Origin of the sequence: Bacillus sp. FSL K6-3176, from assembly GCF_038003325.1 — a bacterium.
Classification (GTDB): Bacteria; Bacillota; Bacilli; order Bacillales; family Bacillaceae; genus Bacillus; species Bacillus altitudinis.
Genome location: NZ_JBBOOX010000001.1, coordinates 2,590,500 through 2,613,597 on the forward strand (window position 1 = coordinate 2,590,500; position 23,098 = coordinate 2,613,597).

The 23,098-nt window shown below is 41.5% G+C and carries 24 protein-coding genes and 2 other annotated features; of the genes, 3 read left to right on the plus strand and 21 right to left on the minus strand.

What is annotated here, in order from left to right; all coding sequences use genetic code 11:
• Positions 1-41 precede the first annotated feature (41 nt).
• Positions 42-446, plus strand: a complete 405-nt coding sequence (locus MHB38_RS13475) for a hypothetical protein (protein WP_046527305.1) — start codon at positions 42-44, stop codon at positions 444-446.
• 17 nt (positions 447-463) lie between these two features.
• Here the strand turns inward: MHB38_RS13475 and MHB38_RS13480 are convergent, their stop codons facing one another.
• From MHB38_RS13480 to infC, 4 genes are all read right to left on the minus strand, one after another.
• Positions 464-730 (minus strand): DUF1294 domain-containing protein, encoded by a 267-nt coding sequence (locus tag MHB38_RS13480; RefSeq protein ID WP_008346019.1) that lies wholly within the window; start codon positions 728-730, stop codon positions 464-466.
• 63 nt (positions 731-793) lie between these two features.
• A complete protein-coding gene (gene rplT, locus MHB38_RS13485) occupies positions 794-1,153 on the minus strand; it encodes a 50S ribosomal protein L20 (RefSeq protein WP_007501659.1) in 360 nt (119 codons plus the stop codon).
• Between the two features lie 31 nt (positions 1,154-1,184).
• Complete coding sequence (rpmI, locus tag MHB38_RS13490) at positions 1,185-1,385, minus strand: 50S ribosomal protein L35 (RefSeq protein ID WP_003216324.1); 201 nt, start codon at positions 1,383-1,385, stop codon at positions 1,185-1,187.
• 25 nt (positions 1,386-1,410) lie between these two features.
• Positions 1,411-1,926, minus strand: a complete 516-nt coding sequence (gene infC / locus MHB38_RS13495) for a translation initiation factor IF-3 (RefSeq protein ID WP_024718649.1) — start codon at positions 1,924-1,926, stop codon at positions 1,411-1,413.
• A gap of 71 nt (positions 1,927-1,997) precedes the next feature.
• Positions 1,998-2,129 (minus strand) — a sequence feature (ribosomal protein L20 leader region).
• A gap of 336 nt (positions 2,130-2,465) precedes the next feature.
• Here infC and MHB38_RS13500 point away from each other — a divergent pair.
• Both MHB38_RS13500 and MHB38_RS13505 read left to right on the plus strand, forming a co-directional pair.
• The gene (locus MHB38_RS13500; RefSeq protein WP_035701957.1) at positions 2,466-3,041 is read left to right on the plus strand and encodes a DUF4352 domain-containing protein; all 576 of its coding nucleotides are present in this window, start codon (positions 2,466-2,468) and stop codon (positions 3,039-3,041) included.
• Positions 3,042-3,177: 136 nt separating this feature from the next.
• Positions 3,178-3,957, plus strand: coding sequence for an HAD family hydrolase (locus MHB38_RS13505; protein ID WP_035701960.1), 780 nt, complete (start codon positions 3,178-3,180; stop codon positions 3,955-3,957).
• 55 nt (positions 3,958-4,012) lie between these two features.
• Here the strand turns inward: MHB38_RS13505 and MHB38_RS13510 are convergent, their stop codons facing one another.
• The 17 genes from MHB38_RS13510 to mdh form a co-directional block, all read right to left on the minus strand.
• Complete coding sequence (locus MHB38_RS13510; protein WP_019743725.1) at positions 4,013-4,933, minus strand: methyl-accepting chemotaxis protein; 921 nt, start codon at positions 4,931-4,933, stop codon at positions 4,013-4,015.
• Between the two features lie 171 nt (positions 4,934-5,104).
• The gene (gene thrS / locus MHB38_RS13515; protein ID WP_046527303.1) at positions 5,105-7,045 is read right to left on the minus strand and encodes a threonine--tRNA ligase; all 1,941 of its coding nucleotides are present in this window, start codon (positions 7,043-7,045) and stop codon (positions 5,105-5,107) included.
• Between the two features lie 45 nt (positions 7,046-7,090).
• Positions 7,091-7,338: a binding site (T-box leader), on the minus strand.
• 43 nt (positions 7,339-7,381) lie between these two features.
• Positions 7,382-8,251 (minus strand): putative sporulation protein YtxC, encoded by an 870-nt coding sequence (ytxC, locus tag MHB38_RS13520; RefSeq protein ID WP_008346029.1) that lies wholly within the window; start codon positions 8,249-8,251, stop codon positions 7,382-7,384.
• Between the two features lie 60 nt (positions 8,252-8,311).
• On the minus strand, positions 8,312-8,950 hold the full coding sequence (locus MHB38_RS13525) for a TVP38/TMEM64 family protein (protein WP_007501676.1): 639 nt from the start codon (positions 8,948-8,950) through the stop codon (positions 8,312-8,314).
• 32 nt (positions 8,951-8,982) lie between these two features.
• Positions 8,983-9,912, minus strand: coding sequence for a primosomal protein DnaI (gene dnaI, locus MHB38_RS13530; protein WP_008346034.1), 930 nt, complete (start codon positions 9,910-9,912; stop codon positions 8,983-8,985).
• Positions 9,913-9,929: 17 nt separating this feature from the next.
• Positions 9,930-11,351: a replication initiation and membrane attachment family protein gene (locus MHB38_RS13535; RefSeq protein WP_017367826.1), complete on the minus strand. Its 1,422-nt coding sequence runs from the start codon at positions 11,349-11,351 to the stop codon at positions 9,930-9,932.
• A 99-nt stretch (positions 11,352-11,450) separates the two neighbouring features.
• The gene (nrdR, locus tag MHB38_RS13540; protein WP_003216720.1) at positions 11,451-11,909 is read right to left on the minus strand and encodes a transcriptional regulator NrdR; all 459 of its coding nucleotides are present in this window, start codon (positions 11,907-11,909) and stop codon (positions 11,451-11,453) included.
• Between the two features lie 4 nt (positions 11,910-11,913).
• On the minus strand, positions 11,914-12,300 hold the full coding sequence (locus tag MHB38_RS13545; RefSeq protein WP_017358264.1) for a hypothetical protein: 387 nt from the start codon (positions 12,298-12,300) through the stop codon (positions 11,914-11,916).
• A 185-nt stretch (positions 12,301-12,485) separates the two neighbouring features.
• Positions 12,486-12,866: an adenosylmethionine decarboxylase gene (gene speD / locus MHB38_RS13550; RefSeq protein ID WP_003216492.1), complete on the minus strand. Its 381-nt coding sequence runs from the start codon at positions 12,864-12,866 to the stop codon at positions 12,486-12,488.
• Positions 12,867-13,101: 235 nt separating this feature from the next.
• Positions 13,102-14,124 carry a glyceraldehyde-3-phosphate dehydrogenase gene (locus MHB38_RS13555; RefSeq protein ID WP_008346043.1) on the minus strand — a complete coding sequence of 341 codons (1,023 nt, stop codon included), beginning with the start codon at positions 14,122-14,124 and terminating at the stop codon, positions 13,102-13,104.
• A gap of 172 nt (positions 14,125-14,296) precedes the next feature.
• The gene (gene coaE, locus MHB38_RS13560) at positions 14,297-14,902 is read right to left on the minus strand and encodes a dephospho-CoA kinase (RefSeq protein ID WP_024718656.1); all 606 of its coding nucleotides are present in this window, start codon (positions 14,900-14,902) and stop codon (positions 14,297-14,299) included.
• 13 nt (positions 14,903-14,915) lie between these two features.
• Positions 14,916-15,548, minus strand: coding sequence for a sporulation membrane protein YtaF (gene ytaF, locus MHB38_RS13565; protein ID WP_007501684.1), 633 nt, complete (start codon positions 15,546-15,548; stop codon positions 14,916-14,918).
• Between the two features lie 174 nt (positions 15,549-15,722).
• A complete protein-coding gene (gene mutM / locus MHB38_RS13570) occupies positions 15,723-16,556 on the minus strand; it encodes a DNA-formamidopyrimidine glycosylase (protein WP_007501686.1) in 834 nt (277 codons plus the stop codon).
• Positions 16,557-16,581: 25 nt separating this feature from the next.
• A complete protein-coding gene (gene polA, locus MHB38_RS13575; protein WP_341003678.1) occupies positions 16,582-19,221 on the minus strand; it encodes a DNA polymerase I in 2,640 nt (879 codons plus the stop codon).
• Between the two features lie 254 nt (positions 19,222-19,475).
• A complete protein-coding gene (pnpS, locus tag MHB38_RS13580; RefSeq protein WP_017358268.1) occupies positions 19,476-21,218 on the minus strand; it encodes a two-component system histidine kinase PnpS in 1,743 nt (580 codons plus the stop codon).
• Entirely contained in the window at positions 21,211-21,939 is a 729-nt protein-coding gene (locus MHB38_RS13585) for a response regulator transcription factor (RefSeq protein WP_035391157.1), read from the minus strand. Before MHB38_RS13585 ends, pnpS begins: the two co-directional genes overlap by 8 nt.
• 187 nt (positions 21,940-22,126) lie before the next feature.
• Positions 22,127-23,065, minus strand: a complete 939-nt coding sequence (mdh, locus tag MHB38_RS13590; RefSeq protein ID WP_007501693.1) for a malate dehydrogenase — start codon at positions 23,063-23,065, stop codon at positions 22,127-22,129.
• Between the last annotated feature and the right edge of the window lie 33 nt (positions 23,066-23,098).

Here is a 23,098-nt window from a genome sequence, read left to right on the forward strand (position 1 = left end):
TCGTAGTACATCAGATAACGGTATTGGAGGTGCATCCTGTCATGTTTGTCATCCTCATTAGACTTGCTCTTGTTGCATTGCTTGTCTATATATTCTACATGGCGGTAAAATTCTTCTCAAACCCGAGAAGAAAGCTGAAACAAGCACAATTAAAAGAAGGCTTTTATTTTATGGACGAACAGCAAAATGCCCGTAAAAATTTTAATTTCGTCTATAAAGGTGTCTTGTTTGAAGGGGAGAAGCATGTTCCTTCTAAGGATCATCCTCTGTTTGTCCACTCCATTTACGTTTGGACGGAGTCACCTGAGAAGCTAAATGAATTCACATTAGAAGACTTTGAAAAACTTGAGGACAACATCATTGAACGGTATCCTCAAACAAAAATTGATTGGGATCAGCCCATCAAAAAAATCAAACAAAAAAAGGGAGCAGATACGCCGACTTAACGGCGTCTGCTCCCTTTTCAGATGAGATTGAGATAGACCAATATCACCAATTGGACAACAATTAAAGCAGGCATACCCATTTGAAAGGCAGGATGCTTCGTTTTATGACGGAAATACTGCATGCCAAGAAATGACCCAGCAGCACCAAAAAGTACTGCGGCACTCCATAAGTGCGCTTCTGATATTCTCCATTTGTGTGCTTTCGCTCGGCGTTTATCCTCTCCCATGAGACAAAACCCATAGACATTGACCAAGATGAGCAGCACGATCAGAGCGATATTCATTGATTTCACCTCACATGATGAGAAAAAAAGATCACTCCTTGGCGGAATGATCTTTTATATGACTTACTTGTCTAGTTGTGCTTTTGCAGCATCAGCAAGCTGGTTGAATGCGTTTAGGTCATTCACAGCAAGATCAGCAAGCATTTTGCGGTTTACTTCGATACCAGAAAGCTTTAAGCCATGCATTAAACGGCTGTAAGAAAGACCGTTCATACGAGCTGCAGCATTGATACGAGTGATCCATAGTTTACGGAAGTCACGTTTTTTCTGACGACGGTCACGGAAAGCGTAGTTTCCAGATTTCATCACCTGTTGGTTTGCTACTTTATATAATCTATGTTTTGAACCGAAATAACCTTTTGCTAATTTAAGAACCTTTTTACGACGCTGACGCGACACAGTTCCGCCTTTTACTCTTGGCATTGTAATTCCCTCCTATGTTTCCTATTCCAGATTACTTGATGTTTGCAAGTTGTTGTTTGATACGTTTGAAATCTCCAGCACTTACGATTGCGCTCTTACGCAATTTACGTTTTTGCTTTGTAGATTTGTTAGCGAACAAGTGACTTGTGTACGCATGAGAACGTTTAAGTTTACCAGAACCTGTTTTTTTGAAACGTTTAGCAGATCCGCGGTGAGTTTTCATTTTTGGCATTGGATGTTTCCTCCCTCTGTTACTTTTACTTTTCGACTTTTGGTGCAAGCATGAGGAACATGCTGCGTCCGTCCATCTTAGGTTTTGTTTCTACTGTTGCTACTTCAGCGCAAGCTTCAGAGAAACGGTCTAACACGCGCTGTCCGATTTCTTTATGCGTAATCGCACGGCCTTTAAAGCGGATAGAAGCTTTCACTTTATCTCCCTTTTCAAGGAATTTGATTGCATTACGGAGCTTCGTGTTAAAATCATGTTCATCGATTGTCGGGCTCAACCGAACTTCTTTTAAGCTAATGATTTTTTGATTCTTACGTGCCTCTTTTTCCTTCTTCTGTTGTTCGAATCGGAACTTACCATAGTCCATGATTCGGCAAACAGGTGGTTTTGCATTTGCAGCAACTAACACAAGGTCAAGATTGGCTTTCGTAGCAATTTCCAGAGCTTCCTGGCGGGTTTTAATCCCAAGCTGATCGCCATTTTGTCCGATCAAACGAACTTCACGCGCACGAATACCTTCATTAACTAATTGATCTTTGCTAATAGTGAGCCACCTCCATGAGATTTTGAATTGAGTTCACAATTCATTTTGACCATTTCGTTGTATGTTTTACAGGCAAACAAAAAGTGTGGGCATATAAAACACCCACACTGCGAACATTTGCATGAAAAAATAAATGTACGGTCAACCTGTCAACTACAAACATGTGTCAATCAGGTGAGAAGCGGGTGCTTCTGCTTGTGATATCTATTCAATTCGTTAACTATTCTACACAATTTTCATTTGTCCGTCAAGTAACCGAACTCTTGAAACAACTTTTTCATTTTAGCATGACGAAACGATTTGGGCAAGCCTTATTTAAAAAGAAATAAAGTCTCTTCAAATCCTTCAATTTTTCATTATCACACCGATATAAATCAAGTTGTATACATAAATAAACCAAAATATAAATCATATTCCATATAAAAAAGGGTATTATATCTATTTTTTCAAAAAAATGATTGATTTTATAATTCTTTAGTCTTATCATTGGTGAGGTATTCAAATTCATTTAATAAAATAAGGAAAAGTAGGGGATTTATTTGAAAAAGTTTTTTAAGATTGGGTGTCTTAGTATCATTATTCTCATTTTGATTATTATCTTTGTATCTTGTATGGCTGGGGGCGGCAGCAAAAAAGATAATACATCAAATACTGGTTCTAAAAATGCAGTAACGAGTAGCGAAAAGAAAAATGATAAAGAAAAAACGCATAAAATTGGAGATAAAGTAGCAGTCGAAGACTTTACTTATCAAGTAAACAGCGTAACAGAAGCGAAATCTTTACAAAAACAGTATATGAGCGATGTAACGACAGACGGCAAATTCGTGATTGTTGAAGTAACGGTCATAAATACAGGTAAAAAAGATAGAACGGTAGATACTGAGATGTTTAGGTTAATTGGCAAAGACGGTACAGAATACAAATCACTCGCAACAAATAACATGTATGTCAACGATATCGATTCAAGTTTCTTCTTAAAACAAATAAATCCTAAATTATCTAAAAAAGGTAAAATTGCTTTTGAAGTTCCAAACGAAAAGAAATTCTCGCTTCAAGTCTCATCAGGACTAGGATGGACTGGCGGTAAGTATAAGACCATTGATTTATCAAAATAATGTAAGAGTGCACATTTTTGTGCACTTTTTTTATTACTAAATAATCTATTTAAACTCTAAAACTTCTATTGTAAAATGAACATGAGCCTGTCACATGCAATTGAGGGTAACTACATACATAACAAGGGAGAAGATCATGAAAGCCGTATTTTTCGATTTAGATGATACTTTGCTTTGGGATGAAAAAAGCATTCATACCACTTTTCAGGAAACATGCAGGGAAGCGGAAAAGAAATATGGACTTGATCCAGAATCGTTTGAACAGATTGTGCGTGAAGAAGCAAGAAAGCTGTACTCTTCTTATGAAACATATGATTATACTGTCATGATTGGCATTAATCCTTTTGAAGGACTGTGGTCCAATTTTAGTGAGCCGATTAGCGAAGGCTTTCAAAAGCTGAACGCCCTTGCACCAGAGTATCGCAAAAACGCTTGGACGAACGGCTTAAAAGAGGCAGGAATTGACGATGAAGTATTTGGTCAATACTTAGCAGATTTCTTTGCAGCAGAGCGCAGAAAACGCCCGTATGTCTATGAAGAAACTTATCCTGTTTTAGAGCGCCTGAAGGGCAGCTATGAATTACTCCTTTTAACAAATGGAGATCCTAGTCTGCAAAAAGAAAAACTTGCAGGTGTCCCGGAACTTGCCCCTTACTTTAATGAAATTGTGATTTCAGGAGATTATGGGAAAGGAAAGCCTGATCCTGGCATCTTTGAGCACTGCCTTCAGCTGTTAAATCTCACAAAAGATGACGTCATCATGGTAGGAGATAATCCAAAAACAGATATTCTCGGCGCTTCTCGCGTAGGCATTCAAACCGTTTGGATCAATCGTCATGGCAAGAAAAATGAAACAGATGTGACACCAGATTATGAAATTAAAGACTTACACGAATTGTTTGATATTTTAAAATAAACCATAGGAAAAACACCCTTCTCCTGATCGAGATTGGGTGTTTTTTCGTTTTCGGCTATACAATTGCTGCTAAACTTTGTGCTTGTCGATCTAAGCCGCGTGCTGCTTTTCCTACATTCATGAATTCCTCGCTTGCCTGCTTGACAAGATCCCGGTTTGTAAACACGCTTGTCTTTGCACGGCTTGTTCCGTTGCTGACCTTTTCAACTTCTAAATGGATCGCCTTCACATAACGATCCACCTTTACGATCGCTTCCTTTGAATCTGTCGCAAGCTTACGGATTTCTGCCGCTACGACACTAAAGCCATTTCCATAGGAACCCGCATGCGCAGCTTCTATGGCCGCGTTCAATGCGAGCAGCTGCGTTTGGGAAGCGATACTGTTAATCGTTGTAGCAATTGAGCTGATCGACTCCACCTGCTCTGTTAGCCCTTCTAGCAAACTCATGTTTTGATCCGTTTCACTCGCAATATGTTCAAAAGAAGCATTTACACTTTGACTATGCTGGATGCCGATTTCCGCTCGCTCCATTAATTTTGCAGACATATCCTTTAGGTCTTCTACTACCTGCTTCATTGTGTTTTCTCTCTCCGTAATATCTGTTGCCACTTTCACGACGGCCACTACGTTCCCCTCTTCATTGAGCACTGGTGTATACGTCGCTTCAAGCCATAAGGTGTCACCGTACTTCGTGATCCGCTGCACCTTTTCCTGAAACACTTGACCATTCTTCAAACGCTTCCAAAACATTTGATAACTTGCGTCTTCTGCAATATGCGGAGGACAAAACTGTCTATGCTTTAAACCAATCATTTCTTCCTTTGTATATCTCATGGCTTTTGCAAAAATATCATTGACCCATAGTACCTTACCTGTGACATCAAATTCAATCATCGCCAGTGAGTGCTCTAGCGCACGAAGCACAGCTGATTGCTCCAATACTTGTGTTGATGAAGTGTTTGTTGTTTGAATCATCGCTTTCATTCCCCCAATTTGCCTCTATCTAATAGTACATACTTACCCATACTTTCGTACTATCTAAACGTATCATTTGCGCACTTGGATCACCAGTGGAGAATTTTTTTCCATAAGAAAAAAGCCAGCAACCTCAAGAGATGAGATCACTGACTGTTTCGTTTGCCTTCATTATTTTTTTGCTTCTGCGACTGCATGTTTCACAAAAGCTTCGAGGTCCATTGTTTCTGAATCTTGTTCCCCATATTTTCTTACATTGACCGCGCCATTTTCTGCTTCTTGATCACCGACAACCAGCATGTACGGAATCTTTTGCATTTGCGCTTCTCTAATTTTGTACCCTATTTTTTCATCACGACTGTCTAGTTCTACACGCAGTCCTTCAAGCTGCAAACGTTCTTGCACTTTTTTCGCGTAATCTAGATGGACAGATGGTGAAACCGGGATGACTTGGAATTGTACAGGTGCCAGCCATGTTGGAAGAGCTCCTTTGTATTCTTCAATTAAGAAGGCAACGAAGCGTTCCATTGTGGACACAACTCCTCTATGAATGACAACCGGACGATGATGTTTTCCATCTTCTCCGATATATGTGAGATCGAAACGCTCTGGAAGTAAGAAGTCTAGCTGTACAGTAGACAAAGTCTCTTCTTTTCCAAGGGCTGTCTTTACTTGGACGTCAAGCTTCGGACCATAAAATGCCGCTTCGCCTTCTGCTTCATAGTAGTCATGTCCAAGCTCGTCCATTGCATCTTTCAGCATAGACTGTGCTTTATTCCACATCGCATCATCGTCAAAATACTTCTCTGTATCCTCTGGATCACGGTAAGATAAGCGGAACGTATAATCATTTAAGCCGAAGTCTTGATACACTTCTTCAATTAAACGAACTGTACGGATGAACTCATCTTTGATTTGATCTGGACGAACAAAGATATGGGCATCGTTTAATGTCATCCCGCGAACACGTTGAAGGCCGGATAAAGCGCCTGACATTTCATAGCGGTGCATTGTTCCAAGCTCTGCAATCCGAATTGGCAGTTCACGATAGCTATGAGGTTCATTTTTATAAATCATCATATGGTGCGGGCAGTTCATTGGACGAAGGACAAGATCTTCGTTGTCCATTTCCATGACCGGGAACATATCTTCTTGATAATGCGCCCAGTGGCCTGATGTTTTATACAATTCCACACTCGCAAGAACGGGTGTATACACATGCTCATAACCAAGGCGTACTTCTTTATCAACAATATAACGCTCAATGACGCGGCGGATTGTTGCCCCTTTTGGCAGCCAGAGCGGAAGACCTTGGCCCACCTTTTGAGAGTTCGCAAACAGTTTCAATTCTTTTCCTAGTTTACGGTGATCGCGCTCTTTTGCTTCTTCAAGCAGACGTAAATGCTCGTTTAATTCTTCTTTGCTGAAGAAAGCTGTTCCGTAAATACGCTGAAGCATTTGGTTGTTACTGTCGCCTCTCCAGTAAGCACCTGCAAGGCTTAACAGCTTGAATTCTTTGATTTTCCCTGTAGACGGCAAGTGAATGCCGCGGCATAGATCGAAGAATTCACCCTGCTCATAAATTGTGACAGCTTCGCCTTCCGGGATTGCCTCTAACAACTCGAGCTTCAATTCATCGCCAATTGCTTCAAAGCGTGCTTTCGCTTCTTCTCTTGAAACTTCAACGCGCTCAATCGGCAAATTGCTGTTAATGATTTTTTTCATTTCTTTTTCAATCTTTGGTAAATCTTCAGGTGTAATCGCTACATCGATGTCGACATCATAGTAAAAGCCATTTTCGATGACAGGGCCTACGCCAAACTGGACGTGATGCTCTTTTCCATAAATGCGTTTGATTGCCTGTGCTAGTAAATGCGCTGTGCTGTGGCGCATAATATCGAGCGCTTCTTCACTCTTATCTGTGATGATCTCAATTGTTCCACTTTCTAACAGCGGCGTACGCAGATCTATTTCTTTGCCGTTCAATTTACCGGCAAGCGCTTTTTTCTTTAGGCCTGGGCTGATTGATGCCGCGATGTCTTCTGTTGTAGCTGTTTTGTCAAACTCCTTGACTGCTCCATCGGGAAATGTAAGTTGAATTTGTTCTGACATCTCTAGTCACTCCTTTTTTTGGCAATATAAAAACCCCGCCCCCTGGAAAGGGACGAGGTTGAATAAACGGAATCGTGGTTCCACCCTTTTTCCCGTATTTGCAGCTTGCTTTGTCAAAAGCAAATACGGCTTGTGGTTCAATAACGGGAATTCCCGTCAGCTATTACTAAACAGTTCACAGCTGATGTTCAAAGGTGGTAAAGCAAATGGTCCTCTGCTAGGAAGCTTTCAGCCGCGGCTTCCCTCTCTTTAAGCGGGTGTTCATTTGTTCATGTCCTTATCAATACGGTCTCTGTATGAAGTTACACCGTATTATAAAACGTTTTTTCGTGAAAATCAAGAAAGCTTTTCACTTTTCTTTTCCAAATGGCTAGGAACAAATTGTACATGCTGTTCTTGAAACGAATGAGGCGGGAATACCTCGACTCTTTCTTGAAAAATATTTTGAATGGTTTGCACCATCGAGTGACCTGTATCATCTGTAAATAGGTCAATTTTTTGTGGCGCAATGGATACAAGCGGTGCAATCAACTGCGAATCAATATACATTGGATGCTCTCTTACAAACTGTCTGTCTATGTATTGTTTTTGATCACGCTCAGAAGCGTACCGAAATTCCCAAATCATCAGGCGGTCCTGATGCACAACATGTACTTTTTCAAGCTTAGGTTCTCTTGACATCACATAGTCTCGAAGGGATTGAATAAAGTTTTGATATTCTTGTTCCATTTTATATTCTTCGATGGATACTTCAACATAGTTCTTCAGCCTTCTGTCATACGCTGAGAGCCTAAATGTCATAAATGAACCAATGGAAAAAACACCTTTCTGTAAAGAAATCGTCTCAAGCTCTTTTTTTAACAGATCCTCCCTCGGTGGGTCTTGATGAATTCCAGGGATATCATCTAGATCCCCTTTCATGATGCTATGTGCGATTGAAAGAATTTGGTGCTGCTCTTCTGGATCTTTAAATAAGTATGTGTTTTCAAGGATGCTGCGCATGCGTTCATTTTCTTTGCATTCCAAAAAAAAGTGAATCAGCAATGTCCGCACAATGTGCTCTATGGCTTCTCCTGATTTCTTCGCTTCTATGAGAAGCCGGTCTTTCCCTTGTTGAATCGAAATGTGATGCCGACTGTCCAAGTGTTCAGCAAGATGTAAAAAAGCGGCGGTATCATATTCATCTTCAAAGATTATTTCAAGCATGTTTGTCCCCCCTAACGACATCTGTTACATATATATGGGGGGAACATAAAAAATAGACGCCTAAAATAAATCAGGCATCTTTCTTTTTAAAATCAGTGGCACTGAGATAAAGATCAAATAAATCAAACAAACAATCGCTAAGGCGGCATAATTTCCGCTCACAAAGCTTGATCCAAGGACATTTAACGCCACAGTACCAGGTATTAATCCTAAAAAAGTAGCTGCCGCAAATGCACGATAATTCGCACGTGAAGCTGCTGCGGCATAACTGACAAAATCAAAGTGAATGGGCGCAATGCGTAATAAGAGGATATAAAGAAATCCATGCTCTTGAATACGGGACGTCACCGCTTTTAGCTTCCGATTGCTTGATTCAGTTTCTTGCTTGTTTGAACGGAAGGTTGAGGCAAGCAGGAAAGATCCTGTTGCACCTGCTGTCGCACCAGCTAAGGCATAAATGGTCCCAAGGACACTGCCGAATGCCAAACCTGCTGCTAATGAAAAGACGGTGAGAGGGACAAGCACAAATGGACGAAAAAGTGATAAGAAAAGAAAGACAAAGGGAGCTAGCATCCCAAATTGAAGAATCCAATTCTTCACATCTTTCGGCGACAGTTGAAGATGCTGTTTGTTGAGCCACCATAACACAGCAGCTAGAACGCCAATCACGAGGAAAAGCAGCCATTTTCTTTTATTCATTTCATCCGCTCCCCTTCACGTGACCTATCTTTTTATAAATGACGGCGATTTTCCCCTTCAAGCAGAACTGGTTCAGCTAGGTAGAGAATACGTTCCATTAATCGAGCTGCCTTCACCTCTTCTTTTTCCCCGCGCTGCGAGTACGTAAAGTGATGCTTTAACTCATTCGGTGAGAAATTAGAAGAGAAAAAAGTCGGCAGCTGCTCTGCCATGCGGTATTGCAAGATTGTTCCTAAAAGTTCATCTCGTACCCAGCTTGTCATCGACTCTGCTCCAATATCATCAAGCATTAAAATCGGTGTAGACTTGACCATATTCAGCTTCTCTTCGAGTGTATGATCGGCTAACGAATTTTTTAACTCTCTCACAAATTCAGGCACGTATACAAGGAGAGATGGATACTCTTTTACCGCTAGCTGCTGCGCAATCGCTGCCAGAATAAATGTTTTTCCGACCCCAAACTTTCCATGTAAATAGAGGCCTTTCCCCTTACCTGTTTCATCATAACTTTGCAGGAATTGACCTACTTTTTGAATGACTTCTTGTCTTCCAACCACATTTAAATCAGCAAACGTCGCTTGAAGAACATTCTGCGGAATGTACATGCTTTTCATGAGTTCTTGCTGTTTTTTCTGTCTATCAAGCCGCAGTTTGACAGGACAAGGGGAATATTCAATATCAATGCTTTGACCTTTGATCACAAGCTTCGGGTGATACCCGTCTAAAATGACATTTACATTCTCTTCCTCTAAGCAGTAAGAACAACCCTTTGATTGTTGTACATATTCAAAGAGCCTGTTCAAGCTGCGATTGATCATGTCTTCTTGGATGTCCTCTTGATGCTCCTTTAAAAAAGCTTTTACATCTTCATCAGCTAGGACACTTTCTTTAATCTGATTGTATCTCACGCGAAAATCTACCCGCCCTTTTAGCTGATCAAATGAACGACCGATCGGTTTCATCTCCATCTCACCTCACATTAATGTGCATTGTACTTTTTCATATTATTAAACTGATCTAACAATTTTTCTTTTTCTCGTTCGAGGTCCTCTGTAGACAAGTTATCTGTCTGTTCTTTTGGCTGTTCTTTCGTTTCAGCTTCTTTCATCCAGTCAGGCAGCTTCTCCTCGCGGATCACTTTTCCTGACCCATATGATTGACGCTTATTTTTTTGCTGCGCCCATTCTGTCATTTGCCTATTCTCTTCTTTGGCAATTTTCATAGCAGCTGCCACGGTTTTGATTTTCTTTCGCACCCAGTGGGCGGCGATTTTCTGCATATATGTTTTAGACAGTTTCATATCGGTTTTTAGCAGTGTATAGTAGATCAGGACATTCATGACCCCAGGCTCTAGCTGCTGCTCAAGCATAATATCTTCAACAATTCTTAAGTCTGCATACGTCGGCTCAATGCCATCTGCCATATCTTTTAGAAGCTCTCTAGGCGAAATATGATCAAGCTTTTCAATCAATTTCGCATCAGGTGCATCTGCACCTGAATTCTGCGTGACATTGTGACGTAAATGTCTTGGCTGTTTTTGATCAATCAGCTTCGGCTGTTCGCCTCTGTATTCAATTTGATACCAGTCTCTCGCTGCTTTTCGCAGATCCTCAGTTGATATCATCTGATCTGAGCCACAGGCACCTGCGACAATATTTTGCATTTGCAGCGGGGTGATGCCATAGACGACCGCTAACTTCTTAATTGTCTCTTTCACTTGCTTTGTCAAAGCCTTTCTCGGAATCATCATATCCGACATGCCTGCTAACAATAGATCAAAATCAAAAGATTCATCTGAAAGCGGTGCAGGCTGACTTGAGCCAACTGTCACATATTCGTAGCCCTCGTCAAGCGATGACGCCTGATTGATTTCCTCTGTCATCTTGCGCTCTCCTGGCTGCAAGACGTGAAACACTTCTTCAAACGATCGGGAGATGTTCTTTGCATCAGCAGGAACTCCTGGATAAGAAAAATAATCACGAAGCTGCATATATTTTGCTTTCTCTACCCGATGATACAAAAGGACATTCAGCATACCGTCTTGGAAAAATTCATCCGGTCTCAGCGGCGGCACGAGCTCATATGTAAACAGTCTGCCTTCTTCCGTTTCCTGTTCATATGTGCGGAGTAATCCGATCGCTTCAAGCTTTAAGCGCTCCTCAAAAATATCATTTAAGTTCGTTTGCAGCATCACCATCAGCTGACGGTGAGGTGCGGGTTTCCCCCACATTCGATTTTGTTCCAGCTCTCCCCACAGCGTCATGTATAAACTGAAAGCGGACATGCCAATAAGCGGCTGATATAAAAGAGTAATAAGCTGTCTATCGATGTCACCGAGCAATGAAGCGCTTTTGACGACATACGGATCGACGGCTAGCACTTCCTTCCAATGCTCTGTCATATGCTGATCCTCCCTTAATACGGTTGTCTTCATTGTACACTCTTTTTGCGTTTTACGCTTTACGCAGGAAAAAGAGCATGAAGAATCTTCAGCTCTTTTTTAGCGTTCTTTCTTTAATAAATCTTTTAATTCATCAATAAATACATTGATATCTTTAAATTGACGGTAAACCGAGGCAAACCTGACGTAAGACACTTCATCAATTTTCGCCAGCTCGTCCATCACCATTTCCCCTACAAGCTCGCTTTTCACCTCTGACATGCCTTGGTTACGCAATTCCTTCTCGATGTTAAAGCAGACATCCTCGAGCTGTTTTAAAGCGACAGGACGTTTTTCACACGCTTTGATGAGGCCTCTCAGCATCTTTTCCCGGCTGAATTCTTCTCGAATTCCTTCTTTTTTCACCACAATCAATGGCAATTCTTCTAATTTTTCAAACGTCGTGAAGCGATATTGACAGCTTTCACACTCTCTTCTGCGACGGATGGACTTCCCTTCATCTACTGGTCTTGAATCAAGCACCCTTGTGCCAAGGTGCTGACATGTGGGACATTTCATTTCATCAGCTCCGATCTCTTCTTGGAAGTTGTTTGTCTAGTTCTTTATAGAGGGACAAAACAGCCTTTTGACTGTAGCCAAAGTCTGTGGGCAGCGCTGTTTCTGTTGTCACATTAAAATCGACAGCTGTTTCAAAAGGACGAATTGAAATGACAGTCGCCACGAGAAAAGCTTTTTTCGGCGTTCGTATGTTTGCGCTGATTTCACCTCGTTCTGCTGAAACAGATGTCACTTGATAGGAATCGTTTCTTGAAAGAACGGCTTCTACCGCTTGGAAAACTTGAGTTTGTGTCGATTTGTAGTAATGGCTTTTCAGCTCTGACACTGGATGATGGTCAGATGTTTCTGTATGATTTGAAATGAATCGTTTGAGCTTTTGTCCTAAAGTCATACACGTATCCCCTTTGTCATAAACCCTCTTCTTTATTTTATAAAAAAAACCTTTGTTTTCCTAGAACAAAAGTATAGACAGGTTGGATCATGCTGGATGCCCGTGTATGGAACAAATATAAAAAGGAGCATAACACAAAGGCATTTAATGCTTTTGGCCAGCTCCCATTGCAATCTTTTTTATGTTTACAGTGCTTTGGCTTGCGCCTGTTTCACTTGTACAGGTCCCATGCCTCGAGGAATTTCGATGTTTTCTCTTGTTTCAGCACCTAGTTCATCTCCGATATGATCTGCTGCAATATTCGGATCTAGATCGCCGCAAGTATAAACATCTATGCTCGCATAACCATGTTCAGGAAAGCTGTGAATTGTCAGATGAGATTCAGAAATAATGACAACTCCACTTACTCCTTGAGGTGCAAATTTGTGAAAAGCAACCTCTCTTACTTCAGCTCCTGATTTCAAAGCTGCATTTACAAACGTTTTTTCAATAAAATCCATGTCGTTCAGTTTATCACAGTCGCATCCCCATAACTCGGAGATAACGTGACGTCCGATTGTTTCCATCATGGACCCCCCTTAAACAAGAATGAAAGAGTGAAGTTCTAAGCAGCCGGACCGGACATATACCACGGGGGAAAGTTAGTCCAAAGAGGTCCTAACCCTTTAAGTATACCCGAATGAGTCTGCGAACAAGAAGTTCACGAAAAATAGTATACTTTGTTTAGACCCATTTTGCAAGCTGTGTTTTTAGTGGGATTTTCTCTCATTTCTTGAAAAGGGACGTTCAGTCTTCTTCATTTCAAACAGCTGAAAGCTCTTTCATCTGGGAACCAACAAACTTTACAAGATCAACCACTCTGCAAGAATAGCCCCATTCATTGTCATACCATGCAAGAACTTTTACTTTTCTGCCTTCCATCACCATCGTTGTAAGTCCATCAACGACAGCAGAATAAGGGTTTGTGTTAAAGTCTGTGGAGACAAGTGGTTCATCTGTGTAATCTAATATGCCAGCAAGAGATGTTTTTGAAGCCGTTGCAAAGGCAGCATTTACCTCTTCTGCTGTGACATCTTTTTTCAAGTCGACCACAAGATCAACCATCGACACATTTGAAACCGGTACGCGAAGTGCAAGTCCATGTAATTTCCCTTTCATGTGCGGCAGCACTAAAGAAAGCGCTTTAGCGGCACCCGTCGTCGTTGGAATGATGGACTGGGCACATGCTCTTGCCCGGCGCAAATCCTTGTGGGGGTTGTCGATATTTTTTTGATCATTTGTATAAGCATGAACCGTTGTCATTAAGCCGTTGTCGATGCCAAATTCATCATCTAACAGCTTGACAACTGGTGCTAAGCAGTTTGTTGTACAAGATGCGTTTGAAATAACTACGTGCTTTTCAGGATCAAGATCATCCTCATTGACACCCATCACAATTGTAACGTCTTCATTTTTACCTGGAGCTGTAAGTACGACCTTTTTCGCTCCAGCATCTATATGGCCCATCGCTTGATCTTTTGAATTAAATTTCCCTGTTGCTTCGATCACGATATCAATCCCAAGCTCTCCCCATGGAAGCTGCTTTGGGTCTCTATTATTGAGCAAAAGCACTCTTTTGCCATTGACAATCAACGCGTCATCTTCTGCTGTCACATCGCATTCGTAACGTCCATGATTTGTGTCATATTTAATTAAATGTGCTAGCGTTTCGGCAGGATAGCTTGCGTTCACCGCTACAATTTGAATTTGATCATCAAGCATTGCTTTTCTGAAGACCATGCGTCCAATTCTGCCAAACCCATTGATCGCTGCTTTTACCTTCATGAACAGGTCACTCCTCTATTATGTGTTATACTCAATAAATTTATTTATGAAATTAGTATATCACATTAGAATGTAATTGCCAGTATATAAACGTATATTTTCAAAAAAGGGCTGTTCTTTGCAATGAAATTGACGAAAAAAGCATAAAAAAAGAAGAGTACTGTATGTACTCTTACTTATCTGTATGTTCCCATTCGTTTAATATGTTCTCTAATTGCTTTCTAATAAAAGCAAGATCTTTTGTGTTTTCTATCACACGGTCTGCTTTTTGGCATTTTTCCTCAAGAGGCTGCTGGGAGTGAATGCGATTCAGTGCTTCTTCCTCGCTCAGGTCGTTTCGATTCATGAGCCGCGACAGCTGCAATTCAGGCGTCGTGTACACAACGATGATGCGGTCGACTAGCCCTTCTAGCTTGCTCTCGAATAGGAGCGGGATATCAAGCACAACAAATGTTTCATTGTTGCTCACCCCTTCATCACGCTGCTCGAGCATTTCCTTTCTGACTTCAGGATGAACGATGGCATTGAGCTTTTTTCTTTTCTCTTCATCAGAAAAAATGATCGCTCCAAGCTGCTGCCGGTTCAGTTCACCATTTGGCAAAAGAACCTCTTCACCAAAAGTTTGAACGATTTGATGAAGGGCAGCCGATCCTTTAGAAACCGCTTCTTTTGCAATGATATCAGCATCCACCACCCGAATGCCTTTCTCTTTTATCATCTGCGAGACTGTGCTTTTTCCGCTAGCAATCCCGCCTGTTAATCCAATGACGAGCGTCAATTCGTTTCCTCCTTTACAGCTTCCACACCCCAATTAAAATGAGCAACAGCCCTGGTAAGCATGCGAGTTTATCGATCCAGCGCCAATTGGCCAAATAATGACCTGCACGCAGTCCGATGCATACAAAAAGAGAACTCATCACAGCGACCGTGATGCTCATGACAATTGGAGAAAAACCAAGAATCGCTGCACCAATCCCTGCACCAAATGCATCGATGGATAAAGCAATTCCAAGAAGCACCGCTTCCATTCCATTAATGGTGCCAGAGCGGTCAATATCTGCACTTGTAGGCTTTCGCAAAATGTGAATGACAAGCCCAAGAGACTGCACTTCTACATTGAGAAGTGTTTTTTCATGAAGGAGCAAATCACGCTCTTTCGCTGGTTTATAAAATTGATACAGAACCCAAAGTCCGATGGCAATTAAGATGCCTCCACCCAGTTTATCTGTCACTGAGACAGGGAGGAATGTCGTGAGCAGGCTGCCAATCAGCATGGAAATGAGCAACACAATTCCTGAACAGCAAGCAATAATAACGATGGCTTTAAATGGAATCCTCATCTTGCGAAGACCATACGTAAAACCTACAGAAAAGCTGTCAATGCTGACGGCAATAGCTAAAAACAGAAGCGAAAACGAAATCATACCTGTACTCTTCCTTTCTGTTCATGCAACGATGATCAAGAGTCTCTAGGCGTCCTTAGACTCTTCTTCACTATATGAAGAGCAGGTGGGCTGTGTGTCAGTCTACACCTTGCTGAAAAAAGAATGTTTTTTATCGTATGCATGGCAAAAAGGAAGCATGCTGACGGCTTACTTTTATGAAGGGCGTTTTTGGCAGGTCACACAAAAATGAGTGCCGCGCCCTCCAACCACTGTTTTTTCTATGATACTTCCGCACGTCTGGCAAGGTTCTCCCCGCCGGTCATATACAAGAAGCTGTAACTGAAAAGTCCCAATATCACCTTGTGAATTGATGTAGGAACGAATGGTGCTACCTCCTGCATCAACAGCCACTTGAAGTGTGTCAATAATATGTTTGTGGAGCACCTTGCAAGATGCAAGACTTAGCTGATTCGCTTTTGTTTCTGGATGAATGCCTGATTTAAACAGCACTTCATCTACATAAATATTACCGAGGCCTACCACGATTTTTTGATCAAGTAAAGCCGTTTTGACCACGCGGGAGGTTTTCTTTAATTGCTCCCATAAATAGTCTGGTGTAAATGAGTCTGAAAAAGGTTCATACCCCAGCTGTGATAGCGGAAGTTCTTTTTCTTCTTCGCCTGGCTGAAATAGATGCATCGTCCCAAATTTACGGACATCATGATACCGAAGTTCGGTACCATCTGTGAACGTAAAGACGACGTGTACATGTTTATCATAAGGCTCACCCGTTTCATGTACACGGTATTTCCCTTCCATTCTTAAATGGGAGACCATCACATAGTGGTCTAAATGAAAGAGTAGAAACTTCCCTCTTCTTTCAATGGTTTGAATGGTTTCTCCTACCATCCTTCTAGCGAACTCTTCCGGTTCCCCAGGACGTTTGATGATATTTGGCCATTTGATATCGACCGTTTCAATCGTTTTTCCTTTTACTAACCGCTGAAGAGTGCGCCGGACGGTCTCAACCTCTGGTAATTCCGGCATGCTCCTCGCTCCTTTTTCTCTCTCTTTATTTTGCGTCGTACCAAGATGGGCCTGAAGCGAAATCGACTTTTAGCGGCACATCGAGCTGAAGTGCGCTTTCCATGACTTCTGGGACGATTTTTTCTAATATGGCGATTTCTTCTTTTGGCGCTTCAAAGATCAGTTCATCGTGCACTTGCAATAACAGATTTGCCTGCAGATTCTCTTCTTTTAACTTTCGTGCCATATCAATCATCGCTTTTTTGATGATATCGGCGGCACTGCCTTGGATCGGTGTGTTCATTGCCGTTCTTTCCGCAAAGCTTTTCACATTAAAATTACGGCTTGTGATATCTGGGATATATCGTCTACGTTTAAGAAGCGTGGTCACATACCCTTTTTGTTTTGCTTCCTGCACGATGTCTTCCATATAAGTTTTCACGCCTTTAAAGCTTGTTAAATAACGTTCAATGAAGGCCGCTGCTTCTTTTCTTGTAATCCCAAGGTTTTGAGACAGTCCATAATCACTAATTCCATACACGATTCCGAAGTTGACAGCTTTGGCCTGTCTTCTCATAGAGGAAGTCACTTCTTCTTCTGAGACATGGAACACATCCATTGCTGTTTTCGTGTGAATATCCATATCTTGCGTAAAGGCTTCAATCAAGTTCTCATCTTGAGAAATGTGCGCGAGTACACGCAGCTCAATTTGAGAATAGTCAGCTGCAAACATGAGCCAGCCTTCTTTTGACGGAACGAACGCTTGACGAATTTTTCGGCCTTCTTCTAAACGAATCGGGATGTTTTGAAGGTTTGGGTCTGTTGAGCTTAGTCTTCCTGTTTGTGTAAGTGCCTGATTAAATCTTGTGTGCACTTTATGCGTATCTTTGCGCGTCACTTTCATTAAGCCTTCCACATAAGTGGATTGCAGCTTTCCTATTTGACGGTAATGCAGAATGGACCGGATAATTTCGTGCTTGTCTTCAAGCTTTTCAAGGACATCCGCAGACGTAGAGTAGCCTGTTTTGGTCTTTTTGATAATTGGTAGTCCTAATTTTTCAAATAAAATCACACCAAGTTGCTTCGGTGAATTGATGTTAAATGTTTCTCCTGCTAACCGATGAATGGTTTCTTCATATTCCTTCAGCTTCTTCGTGAGTTCTTCACCCATTTTCTGAAGGCGTTCAACATCTACTTTTACCCCAAGAGATTCCATTTCACCTAAGATGAGGGCAAGTGGCAACTCTAAATCTTCATACAGCTCATGCTGATCATTCTTTTCTAACGCTTCAAGGGTCAAATCATGCAGCGCAGAGATCGCTGCTGCTTTTCTTCCAAGATGGTCTTTTAGCTCTTCTTCAGGTGGAATCGCCTGTTTCGCTCCTTTTCCGTAAACTTTTTCATCGGAAAGGGCAATATTTAGGCCATATTCCTTCGCCACACTTGCAACGTCCTCATAGGATTTCTGCGGATTGACCACATAAGAAGCGAGCAGGACATCGTTATCGACACCTTTAAGATCAACATCATGCCATCTGAGTGCAACAACCGCTCTTTTGGAATCAAAGACCCATTTCTTCTTCGTTTCATCCTGTACCCATTGTTTAAACGCTTCAGATTGCAGAGCATCTTCTTTTGTCATAAAAAATGCACCGTTCTCATTATGGATCGCAAACCCTATCAAATCGGCTTCGTGATAATTGTCCCCTAGCTGTTCTACCACAAGTGCAGCGTGATCTGTCAGCATGTCCTCCGTGACATCTGTCATTTTCTTCACATCTATTTCGTCTATTTCAACTGGTTCATCTGATTCTGGCGCTTCTCCTAAACGCTCTAGCAGTGTTTGAAAGCCCAGTTCTTTATAAAGCGAGATGACCTGCTCCATGTGAGGACCTTCATAGGCGAGCTCTTTGCTTGATACATCTATTGGTGCTTCTACGAGAATCGTCGCCAGCTTTTTACTCATCACCGCTTGTTCTTTATATTCTTCAAGCTTTTCTTTTAGCTTTTTCCCGCTGACTTCGTCAATATGATCAAGCAGATTTTCAACCGTTTCAAACTGCTTTAGTAATTTGATCGCTGTTTTTTCACCGACACCAGGCACGCCAGGGATATTGTCTGATGAGTCTCCCATCAGCCCTTTCATGTCGATGATTTGATCTGGCCTGAGTCCGTATTTCTCTTCAATATGTGCCGGTGTGTAATATTCTACTTCTGTGATCCCTTTTTTCGTAATGGCTACTGTTGTATGGTCTGTTGAAAGCTGCGTTAAGTCTTTATCTCCTGAGAAGATCTTGACCTCAAAGCCGTCCTTTTCTGCCTCTACAGCCAGTGTGCCGATAATGTCATCTGCCTCGTATTGCGGAAGCTCGTACCTTTTCACTTGATAAGCATCTAATAGCTCACGGATGAACGGCATTTGTTCTGATAGTTCTGGCGGAGTTTTTTGTCTTCCGCCTTTATATTCCTTAAAGGTCTCGTGACGGAAGGTGGTTTTACCCGCATCAAATGCTACGAGCATATGAGTCGGCTTCTCGTCTTCCAGCATCTTCATTAAGATCATCGCAAAGCCATAAATGGCATTTGTATGTACGCCTTTATCATTTGATAATAGCGGTAAAGCAAAAAAAGCTCGATAAGCGAGACTGTTTCCATCCACAAGTACTAATTTCTTTTGATCTGTCATCTTTTAATCCTCCATCGACTGAGCCGGCTCAGCCGTCTCTTTCGCACATTGTATGTTCATTTTATCAAAGTTTATTTTGAAAAGAAAATAGACGAGCCTGCATAAAAAAGGGACGAAAACAACAAGTGTTTTCGTCCTTCCAAAATTGGCTCCTTGGATGAAGGGGTTCCTATTCATCCTACCAATGATTGATTAACAAAACATGAATTCATTGTAAAGATCATGTAAATTTTAACGCCACTTTCCATTCTTCTCTATTTTGACTTTAAACTCACGGTAAACGTCGTCCCTTTGCCTTGTTTGCTATGAACAGAAATCGTTCCTTCATGTGCTTCGACAAGGTGTTTGACAATGGCAAGACCAAGCCCTGTACCGCCTGAGTTTCTACTTCGATCTTTATCAATTCGATAAAATCTCTCGAATATTCTTGGAATCTCACTCTTTTTCATACCGATCCCTGTATCTGCTACATCAAATTCATAGCTATCTTTCCTCTGTCTTGCTGTGATCGTGACACTTCCTCCCTCTGGTGTATAGGTGAGAGCATTATTGATCAGATTGAGGAAAATTTGTTTTAATCTCAGCGGATCTGCCATGACATAGACCGGCTCTTTCGGGACACGCACTTGTAGGTCAATGCCTTTTTCAGCAGCCTTTTGTTTTAGCAGCACTTCAATCTCTTGAATGATTTCTGTCGCATTGGCTTCTTGAATATTCAGCTTAAAATGCTGTTGTTCAATTTTCGAGAGATCAAGTAAGTCTTGGATGAGTGTTTCTAAACGAATACTCTCTTTTAGGATGATGGACAAAAATTGTGTGAGCGCTTCTTTATCGTCAATAGCACCATCCAGAAGTGTTTCAGAAAAGCCTTTGATGGACGTGATCGGTGTCTTTAATTCATGTGACACGTTAGCGACAAAGTCTTTTCGCATCTGTTCTAGCTGCTTTGTTTCTGTCACATCATGAAAGACAAGAACAATTCCTTTCCATTCATCGTCCGTACTTAAGATCGGAACACCATCGACTTGGAAATAACGCCGCTCGATGTCAACAGCGAGACGTAAGAACTTTCGGACCTTGGTTTCTGTCATGAAAATTTCGTCTATTAATTCAATAATCTCTTCATGGGTAAAGGCTTCATGATACAGCTTGTGCATGTAAATGTGTTTTTGCACTTTGAATTGCTTGCGGAATGTTCGATTGACTAAGTGGATATAGCCCATTTTATCAATCAAAATAATCCCCGCTCCAATGTTTTCAATGACTGTTTGCAGACGATCTCGCTGCATTTCGCCAGCGCTTGTCATGTCTTGAAGACTTTCTGCCAGACGCTTCATTGATGTATTGAGTTCACTTGTTTCAATGATCAGCTCTTCATAGTTATTTGTATCATAGTTCCCTCGTTCAAGCTGTTTGGCCACCTTTGTGGCATAATCAATCGGCTTTACATACTTCATCGACATGCGATAGCCAAAAAAGACGATGATAATGATGGCTGAACCAAGACAAAAGGCTAATGCAAGCCAGAGCTGACCATCAATCTCATTCAAAGGCTGGAATGAAGCATGAAGAAATAAATATCCCGCCGGTTCGTTTTGTTTCATCATTGGAACTGCATAATGAAACAGCGCATCCTTCTCATCCTCAATGAACGTTCCTTTTGTTTGGAGCTGCTCACTTTTCAGTGTGTTTAAAATGACAGCCCTTTGTTCTGCTTGACCCGTTGTATGTATGATATTCCCCTTCACGTCCACAATCGACGCATTCATATCGAGATGCTGCTTTGCTTGATTGAGAATCTTCTTGTTTTGCTCCGCATTCAAATCTTCCACATTCATTGAAGAAAGGAGAAAACTCGATTCCTTTTCCATTCGTTCGGTTAATTTTGTTTCATAGAAAATATGAAACATATGATCCAAGAAAAGACCAAGCGCAACAAACACAATAAACAAGAGAAAAATGAGCCCAGAAAAAAGGCGGGTTCTCACTTTACTCATTTGGCTTTGGCTCCTCCAATTTGTAGCCTAAGCCTCGAATGGTTTTAATATATGTTGGTTTTTTCGTGTTCTTTTCAATTTTGTCCCGCAAGTGGCTGATATGCACATCCACAATACGAGTATCACCTGCAAAGTCATAATTCCAAACCGCACTTAACAATAGATCACGCGTAAGGACACGGCCTTTATGCTTAGCCAAATAAAGAAGCAGTTCAAATTCCTTTGGCGTAAGCTCTAGACGTTCTTCTTGGAAATAGACTTCGTAATGTTCAGGTAAAATGCGCAGGTCTCCAATTTTGATTTGGTCTGCAATGATCTCTTCCTTCTCTTCTTGCACTGGAGTCGGCTGAGATTGCTGTGCTCTTCTCAAAATGGCTTTTACCCGAGCACCCACTTCTCTAGGACTGAAAGGTTTTGTCATGTAATCATCGGCCCCAAGTTCAAGACCGAGCACCTTATCAAATTCATCGTCCTTTGCTGTCAGCATTAAAATAGGGAACATCATTTTTTGAATTCTCAGTTGTTTGCACACTTCAATGCCGTCCATTTTCGGAAGCATTAAATCAAGCACAATCAGATCAGGCTGTTCACTTGCTGCTTTTTCAAGCGCTTCTTCTCCGTCTCTTGCTGTGACGACATCGTAGCCCGCCCTTTCAAGGTTATAGCTTAGAAGTGTTACAATTGATTCTTCATCATCCACAACTAATATTTTTTTATTCATGTTGTGCCTCCAATTAGTGATTTCCCCTGCATCCGGTTTTTTGTATCTTATGTGAAAAGCGAGAAGTCATGCTTTCTCTTTCATTTTAACGAAAGCTTAACAAGAGAACAATTTAAAATTTCGACAAGATTGGCTTTGTAAACAAAAAGAAGACTCCTCATACGAGAAGCCTTCTTTTTTATTCATATTAAGACAATACTTTCATGACGTTCTTTACAGATTCAACAGAACGGTCAAGCTGACTTCTTTCTTCTTCTGTCAGCTCAAGCTCGATGATCTGCTCAAGGCCGTTTCCACCTACGATTGTTGGAACGCCAAGGTAAATGCCTTCGTAGCCATATTCACCTTCAAGGTATGCAATCGTCGGCATGACGCGGCGTTGATCTTTTAAGATCGCCTCAACCATTTCAACGAGTGAAGCAGCAGGTGCATAATACGCACTACCGTTACCTAATAGGTTGACGATTTCACCGCCGCCTTTTCTTGTTCTTTCAACAATTGCATCAATTCGCTCTTTAGGAATTAATGTTTCCAGCGGGATACCGCCTGCATAAGAGTAACGTACAAGAGGAACCATGTCGTCCCCATGTCCGCCAAGAACAAAGCCCGTCACATCTTTCACAGATAGGTTTAATTCTTGAGCAACGAACGTACGGAAACGTGCTGTATCAAGAATTCCTGATTGTCCGATGACTTTTTCTTTTGGTAATCCTGATTCTTTATAAACTGCATATGTCATTGCATCAACAGGGTTTGTTAACACAACAATGATCGCTTCTGGAGAATATTTAACGATTTCACGTGTCACACTGCGCATGATTTTTTCATTTGTTGACACGAGGTCGTCACGGCTCATTCCCGGCTTTCTTGCAATTCCTGCCGTAATGACCACGACATCAGAACCGGCTGTATCTTCGTAGTTAGAAGTTCCTGTAATATTCGCATCGAAGCCTTGAACAGGGCTTGCTTCCAGCATGTCAAGTGCTTTCCCTTTTGTCGGGTTCTCAAGCTGAGGGATATCCACTAATACGACATCCGCTAATTCTTTTTGAGCTGTTAGAAATGCTGTAGTTGCTCCAGTAAAGCCTGCTCCGATGACAGATACTTTTTTACGCTTGTTTGCCATTTCCTTTTTCCCCTTTAACTTTAAAGTTTAAGA

Bases quoted from the DNA above. Each gene is read 5' to 3' on its own strand.
- pnpS (WP_017358268.1), bottom strand. From the start codon at position 21,218: ATGAGTAAAGTGAGAACCCGCCTTTTTTCTGGGCTCATTTTTCTCTTG.
- nrdR (WP_003216720.1), bottom strand. From the start codon at position 11,909: ATGAAATGTCCCACATGTCAGCACCTTGGCACAAGGGTGCTTGATTCA.
- MHB38_RS13475 (WP_046527305.1), top strand. From the start codon at position 42: ATGTTTGTCATCCTCATTAGACTTGCTCTTGTTGCATTGCTTGTCTAT.
- dnaI (WP_008346034.1), bottom strand. From the start codon at position 9,912: ATGAAACCGATCGGTCGTTCATTTGATCAGCTAAAAGGGCGGGTAGAT.
- thrS (WP_046527303.1), bottom strand. From the start codon at position 7,045: ATGTCAGAACAAATTCAACTTACATTTCCCGATGGAGCAGTCAAGGAG.
- MHB38_RS13505 (WP_035701960.1), top strand. From the start codon at position 3,178: ATGAAAGCCGTATTTTTCGATTTAGATGATACTTTGCTTTGGGATGAA.
- MHB38_RS13545 (WP_017358264.1), bottom strand. From the start codon at position 12,300: ATGACTTTAGGACAAAAGCTCAAACGATTCATTTCAAATCATACAGAA.
- MHB38_RS13585 (WP_035391157.1), bottom strand. From the start codon at position 21,939: ATGAATAAAAAAATATTAGTTGTGGATGATGAAGAATCAATTGTAACA.
- polA (WP_341003678.1), bottom strand. From the start codon at position 19,221: ATGACAGATCAAAAGAAATTAGTACTTGTGGATGGAAACAGTCTCGCT.
- ytxC (WP_008346029.1), bottom strand. From the start codon at position 8,251: ATGCTTGAAATAATCTTTGAAGATGAATATGATACCGCCGCTTTTTTA.
- MHB38_RS13480 (WP_008346019.1), bottom strand. From the start codon at position 730: ATGAATATCGCTCTGATCGTGCTGCTCATCTTGGTCAATGTCTATGGG.
- MHB38_RS13535 (WP_017367826.1), bottom strand. From the start codon at position 11,351: ATGACAGAGCATTGGAAGGAAGTGCTAGCCGTCGATCCGTATGTCGTC.
- MHB38_RS13510 (WP_019743725.1), bottom strand. From the start codon at position 4,933: ATGATTCAAACAACAAACACTTCATCAACACAAGTATTGGAGCAATCA.
- MHB38_RS13525 (WP_007501676.1), bottom strand. From the start codon at position 8,950: ATGAATAAAAGAAAATGGCTGCTTTTCCTCGTGATTGGCGTTCTAGCT.
- mdh (WP_007501693.1), bottom strand. From the start codon at position 23,065: ATGGCAAACAAGCGTAAAAAAGTATCTGTCATCGGAGCAGGCTTTACT.
- rplT (WP_007501659.1), bottom strand. From the start codon at position 1,153: ATGCCAAGAGTAAAAGGCGGAACTGTGTCGCGTCAGCGTCGTAAAAAG.
- rpmI (WP_003216324.1), bottom strand. From the start codon at position 1,385: ATGCCAAAAATGAAAACTCACCGCGGATCTGCTAAACGTTTCAAAAAA.
- speD (WP_003216492.1), bottom strand. From the start codon at position 12,866: ATGGAAACAATCGGACGTCACGTTATCTCCGAGTTATGGGGATGCGAC.
- ytaF (WP_007501684.1), bottom strand. From the start codon at position 15,548: ATGATTTCGTTTTCGCTTCTGTTTTTAGCTATTGCCGTCAGCATTGAC.
- MHB38_RS13555 (WP_008346043.1), bottom strand. From the start codon at position 14,124: ATGAAGGTAAAAGCAGCGATCAATGGGTTTGGCAGAATTGGACGCATG.
- mutM (WP_007501686.1), bottom strand. From the start codon at position 16,556: ATGCCGGAATTACCAGAGGTTGAGACCGTCCGGCGCACTCTTCAGCGG.